Source organism: Pseudodesulfovibrio sp. (assembly GCF_028692895.1).
Classification (GTDB): domain Bacteria; phylum Desulfobacterota; class Desulfovibrionia; order Desulfovibrionales; family Desulfovibrionaceae; genus Pseudodesulfovibrio.
Genome location: NZ_JAQUWN010000115.1, coordinates 1 through 6,280 on the forward strand (window position 1 = coordinate 1; position 6,280 = coordinate 6,280).

General features: G+C 65.8%; 4 protein-coding genes. 3 read left to right on the top strand and 1 reads right to left on the bottom strand.

The window, feature by feature from the left end; genetic code table 11:
- Positions 1–1,335 (bottom strand): diguanylate cyclase (locus tag PHP91_RS16835; RefSeq protein ID WP_300143547.1); only part of this gene is annotated, 1,335 nt, incomplete at its 3' end.
- A gap of 225 nt (positions 1,336–1,560) precedes the next feature.
- Here PHP91_RS16835 and PHP91_RS16840 point away from each other — a divergent pair.
- The 3 genes from PHP91_RS16840 to PHP91_RS16850 form a co-directional block, all read left to right on the top strand.
- Positions 1,561–4,113: a hypothetical protein gene (locus PHP91_RS16840; protein WP_300143550.1), complete on the top strand. Its 2,553-nt coding sequence runs from the start codon at positions 1,561–1,563 to the stop codon at positions 4,111–4,113.
- A gap of 150 nt (positions 4,114–4,263) precedes the next feature.
- Positions 4,264–5,199, top strand: a complete 936-nt coding sequence (locus PHP91_RS16845) for a GDP-L-fucose synthase (RefSeq protein ID WP_300143553.1) — start codon at positions 4,264–4,266, stop codon at positions 5,197–5,199.
- 24 nt (positions 5,200–5,223) lie between these two features.
- On the top strand, positions 5,224–6,280 hold a 1,057-nt coding region (locus tag PHP91_RS16850), incomplete at its 3' end, for a DegT/DnrJ/EryC1/StrS family aminotransferase (protein WP_300143555.1).

A 6,280-nucleotide genomic window follows, 5' to 3' on the forward strand; every position in this document is an offset into this window, starting at 1 on the left:
GCCCGCCCGGTATTGGGCGATGCCGCAACTGAAGGAGACCGGAACGTCATGGGCTTTCCCCACGGCGTCGCGGATGCGGGTGGCCAGGATCTCCGCCTCGCAGTCCTTGCCGTCCAGCAGGATCAGGAATTCGTCGCCGCCCCAGCGGGAGAGCAGGTCGGAGGGACGGATGGTGGCCGCGATGGCTCTTGACACGGCCTTGAGGATGTTGTCGCCCTCCATGTGGCCGTGGCTGTCGTTGATTTGCTTGAAGTGGTCCAGGTCGATGAGGATGATCGAGAACGTCTCGCCGTAACGGCCCGCCTTGTAGGCGGCCAAGGCGAACCGTTCGTCGAGCCCCCGCCGGTTGGCCGCTCCGGTGAGCGGATCGGTCTTGGCCATGTGCTCCAGCCGGCACTGGAAGTGGTTCACCGTGAAGGCGCACAGGACGATGATCAGGATCGAGGCGATGCAGCCGATGGCTATGGTCCGGATCAGGTTGTTCCTGGCCGTGACCAGCGCGCCGGATTCCTCCTGCTCGACGATGAGGTGCCAGTCGAACTCCGGGATGAAGTGGGTGGAGAGCAGGATGTGCTCGCCCTCGCGGTCGTACTGGAAATTGACCGAGCCCTGGCGGTTGGCGAGGATGTCGGCGGCCACGTTCTTGATGCCGGGGGTTTCGGTGATGTAGCGGCGCTTGATGAGGCTGGTGTCGGGATGGACCTGGATGAGGCCGTCCTGGTCCACCAGGTAGACGTCGCGGCGGTAGCGCTCCTGGGCCTTGCGGAGCAGGGCGGCCGCGCGGTCCATGTTCAGGCCAACGCCGGTCACGCCCAGCAGCTTGCCGTCGCCGTCCTCCACCCGGAAGTTGATGAAGATGGTCAGCTTGTTGTCCTCGGCCTGGTTGGTGTCCACGTCCAGCACGTATTCGACGTTCTTGCGGACAAAGGAGTAGAACCAGACGTCGTGGCTGTCCCGTGGGTTGATCCGTTTGAGGAGGCCGCCCTGATAATAGTATTTGTCGGAGGACGCCGAGACGAAGAAGGTGGTCAGGAAGCCGTATTTTTCCTGGAGGCCCTTGAGGTACTGGGTCAGCTTCTCCGTATCGCGTTCGCCGCCGGTGACCCAGTCCTTGAGGAACGCGTCGTTGGCCATGGAGGAGGAGACCAGGATGGGCCGCATCAAAGCCGAGTGGATCTCGGAATAAATGTTCTTGCCCGTCAGCGGCAGGGAGGAGTTGAGCAGTTCTTCGCGAACGGACTCGCGCGTGATGTGATAATTCACCAGGCTGGTGGTGATGAATGCCGCCAGCAGGATGAAGGAAAGGGCCGTCAGCAGTTTGAATTTAACACTCATTGCACTGATGCTAATGAAAAAAGGAGGGCTCCGCAATTGCTAAGTGGTCCGGTCCGGGCACGGCCTGCAGGCCGCCCGCAGGCGGCCGGGCCTTGTCTTCCAACGTATTCTGGGGTATCCGTCCACGGACGTCGAGCCGCTCCCGGCGAGCGTTTGCGAGCGTTTACGCCGCGTCCGGCCGGTGTCGGCGGGGCGCGCCCACAACCCTCTGGCCAAGGATTATCCATGCTCCTCGCCCGCTCTTGCGAAGCGGCAACCGCCCAAGCGCCCGGTTCCGGCAACCGCCGGGCCTGGTGGCTTTTTCTCTGGCTTGCCGTCATCTGCCATTACGACGCCTTCGTCATCGGCAAGTACGCCCTGGTTCCCTATTCCGACTTCCTTGACAGCGGCTTCATCGTCAACCTGAAGCTCTACGGCGAGATGCTGCGCGACCACGGACTGTTCCAGTGGTTCCAGCCGCTCTTGGGGGGCATGCCTTCCTCCGTCTCCCTGCAACCGGCCTGGAACGCCCGTTCGGTCCTGGCCATGGTCGCGCCGGTCTGGCTGGTGGTGGCCGTGGTCAAGTCGGCCGCGTGCCTCATGGCGGGGTATGGGCTGTTTCGGCTGCTGCGCCGCTGGTTCGGCCTGGACCCTGACGCGGCGTTTGCGGTCGGGACCATCTTTGTTTTCTCCAGCCCATGGGCATACAACTACACATGGATGTGCTACTTTCCCCTGTGCATCGTCCACGTGAAGGAGATGATCGACGCCCGGACGAGCCTGCGGGGCCGGCTGGGGCGGCTGGCCCTGTTCCTTGTCATGGCTTTCGGGACCATTCCCGTCTTCACCCTGCCCGGTTTTTCCGTTGGACACGCCTGTTTCATCCTGCTCTTCGACCGGTCGGACCGGCGCTGGCGGCACCTGGCCGCGGCCTTCCTGCTCTGGACGGGGTACGCCCTGATCTATGCGCCGTATTTCCTGGGGCTGCTGCAATACACGCCCGAGGTGAGCCGGACGTACGACATGCACTATGACGGTTTCGGCGCGGCCCTGGCCAGCTTCGGCCGAATCGTCTCCTCGGTGCGCGACTATCCGGCCCTGGCCCTCGGCCTCTTCGTGCTCCCCTCCGTCCGGTTCTCCTCCGATGCGCGACGGGCCCTGGGCTTCACCCTGGTCCCCCTGTTCCTGTGCACGCTCATGGCGTCCGATTTCTTCGTGCTGTTCAAGGATTCGTTGATCGCCAAGATGGACCTCGGGCACGCCATACAGCTCTTCTACTTCGGCGTGCCGCTGACGGCGGGCGTGGTGTTCCGGGACATGCGCCGGGGAGGGCGGCGTCCCAACCTGATATGGGCCGTGGCCGCCGTGCTGCTGCTGCGCGTCTTTTGCAACGAGGCCCAGATGCTTCGCGACGCGGCCCTCCTGGCCGTGGCCCTGGCGGCCGTGTTCCTTCGGCGGGGGGAGGGCGCTCGGCGAAGCCTGGCCCTGCTCGCGGGCGCTGCCGCCTGCCTGGTCCTCTCCCTGCTCATCAACAATCAGCGGGAGGAGCTGAAGTTCACCCACGTGCCTTTTGCCCGTTCCTTCGGGGAGTACGGCGTGCTGAACGCCATGGCCGGGACCCGGCTGGAGAATGATTTTCGCGTGGCCTGCCTGGACGTCCATCCCTCCGTGGCCCGCTACGCCGGGCTGGACACCGTGGGGGCCCGCTACGTGCTGACCAACCGCTACTACAAGGAATACCTGGCCCGGTGCCTCGATCCGCTGCTCGGTCCCGACGGCCGCGCCGCTTATGTCAAAAGCCAGTATGACGTCTATACCACCCCGCGCGAGGACAACCGGAACGACCTGCTTTTCGAGAGCTATTATCCGGACAAGATCCGCTCCGTCACGGACTGGAACATGCCTATGCTCCTGGGGCTGGGGGTGCGCTACCTGATCTCGCCCAAGCGGGTCGAGGGCATGGGACGGTACGCCTCGTCCTCGGTCATCGACCAGGGCGCGGAGCTGCCGGGATTGTTGTCCGGGACGCGGGTGGGGACCTACTATTCCCTGCCCCTGCGCATCTATGCGGTGCGCCATCCCTATGGCCTGGCGCGGTTCGCGTCCGAGGCGCGCCGTTTCGCCACCCGCGAGGCGGTGCTGGAGGCCATGGCCGGGGCGGACGAACAGGCAATGCGGGGTTCCGTGTTCCTTTATGACGACGACGTGCCGGAGGGCGCGTTCGGGGCCCCGGGCGCAGGCGTTCCGGCCGCTACGGGCGCAGTCGCCGAGGTGCTTCGCGACCCGGACGCCATGACCGTGGCCGGAGAGGCCGACGGGCCGGGGTACGTATTCCTGGCCGTGAATTTCGACCGCCGCTGGCGTTGCCATGCCTCCGGGGAGGAACTGAAGATCGTCCGCGCCAATCATGCCTTTCAGGCCGTGCGCATCGACCGGGCCGGGCCGTTCCGCCTGACCTTCACCTATGCCGCTCCCCTCATCGCCTGGGCGGGACTGGCCACGGCGGCGGGTGTGCTGCTCATGTTTTGCGCGCCGCTCCTTCTTGCCCGGCGGAGCGTGGCGGAGGCGTCCGTCCGCGGGGACGTCTGCCTGTTCGCGCATCAGGGGCCGCACTCCGGCCGCTGGCTGCTGGCGGGCGGCTTGGGCGCGAGCCTGGCCTGGGGGCTGGGCTTCTACCTGTTCATCTACCGGCGTTACGTGGACGTGCCCCTCGCTCCCTACGGCTACCTGTTCGTCCAATTGACGGTCATGGGGCTGCTGCTCTCGGCCTGGATATGGTTCGCCTCACGCAGGGGGTAGGGCGCAACGGTTCCGGTTCGGCGCCCGCCTTTACACTGCATGGGATAGCGTGTACGTATCGCATGATTTTTTGCGTCCTCTCCCGCAGGTGGAAACCAGTGTTGCGCGCCTGCCGGGACACGGCTTGTCCGAATTGCATAAAAGGTAATCATGGCTGACAAAACCAGCGTTTTCATAGCGGGGCACACCGGCCTGGTCGGCGGCGCGGTCAGGCGGCTGCTCGAAAGGGACCCCGCCTTCCGGCTCGTCCTGCGCACCCATGCGGAACTCGACCTGCGCGACCAGGCGGCCGTCCAGGCCTTCTTCGAGGCGGAGCGGCCGGACATGGTGGTCCTGGCCGCCGCCACCGTGGGCGGCATCTGGGCCAACGACCATTACCCCGCCGACTTCATCTACGACAACCTGGCCATCTCGACCAACGTCATCCACGCGGCCTATCTGAGCGGGACGAGCAGGTTCCTGAACCTCGGTTCCTCCTGCACCTATCCGCGCCTGGCCGAGCAGCCCATCCGCGAGGAGGCGCTGCTCACCGGCCCGCTGGAGCCCACCAACCAGTGGTACGCCGTGGCCAAGCTCGCCGCCGTCAAGATGATCGAGGCCTACCGCCGCCAGTACGGGTTCAACGGGCTGACGCTCATGCCCACCAACGTTTACGGCCCCGGCGACAATTTCGATCCCGAGGCGTCCCACGTCATCCCGGCCCTGCTGCGCCGCTTTCACGAGGCCAAGCTCACGGGGCTGGAGTCCGTCGTCCTGTGGGGCACGGGCTCGCCGCTGCGGGAGTTCATGCACGTGGACGACCTGGCCTCGGCCTGCGCCTATTTCCTCGGGCTCGACACCGACGAGACGCTGCTCAACGTCGGCGTGGGCTCGGACCTGAGCATTGCGGACCTGGCCCGCATGGTGGCCGACGTGGTCGGCTACAACGGGCGGCTGGAGTTCGACACCACCAAGCCGGACGGCATGCCGCGCAAGCTGCTGTCCAGCGACCGGGCCTATGCGCTGGGCTGGCGTCCCGCCATCCCGCTGCGCCAGGGGCTGGAATCGACCTACGCGTGGTTTTGCGAGCACAAGGCCGCGAAATAACCTCAGCATCATTCGGGAAGATCGATGAAGCTCACCTTCGGAACCATATCCGTCACGGATCGGGCCAAGGCGCTCGCCATGCAGGCGCTTGACGACAAGCGGCTGTCCTGCGGCAGGCTGGTCCTGGAATTTGAACGCGAATTCGCCAAGCTGCTGGGCGTGGACTACGCCGTGTCCGTGGGCACCGGCACCGATGCCGACGCCCTGGCCCTGGCCGTGGTCCACGACCTGGGCGCCAACCCCGGCGACGAGGTCATCGTGCCCGCGCTCTCCTTCGTGGCCACGGGCAACGCCGTGCTGCACGCCCGCCTGACCCCGGTCTTCGTGGACGTCCGGCGCGACACCCTGAACATCGATCCCGCCAGGATCGAGGCGGCCATCACCGAAAAGACACGGGCCATCATGCCCGTCCACCTCATGGGCAAGCCCGCCGCCATGGACGAGATCATGGCCATCGCCGAGCGCCACAACCTGGTGGTGGTGGAGGACGCGGCCGAGGCCCACGGTATGCTTTACAAGGGCCGCCCGGCCGGGACCATCGGCCACATGGGCGCGTTCAGCCTCTACGTGGCCCACATCATCTCCGCCGTGGAGGGCGGCATGATAACCACGGGCGACGAGCGCTACGCCGAGATCATCCGCTCCCTGCGCTCCCACGGCCGGGCCTGCTCCTGCGTCACCTGCACCCTTTCCTCCACCCAGACCTACTGCGCCAAGCGGTTCGATCCGGAGACCGGCGAGGACACCCGGTTCACCTTCCCGCGCATCGGCTACTCCTGCAAGATGAACGAGCTGGAGGCGGCCGTCGGGCTGGGCACCCTGGACCTCTACCACCACATCGTCAAGACGCGGCACGAGAACCTCAAGTACGTGCTGGACCGCTTCGACCGCTTCGCTCCCTACCTGACCACACTCAGGGAGGAGGAGTGGGAGTTCATCGGCCCCCACGCCGTGCCCGTGGTGGTCGGCCCCGAGGCGACCTTCACCCGCGTCCAGTTGACCAACTACCTGGAAAGGAACGGCGTCGAGACGCGCAACCTCTTCCAGTCCATGCCCACCCAGTGCCCCGGCTTCGCCTACC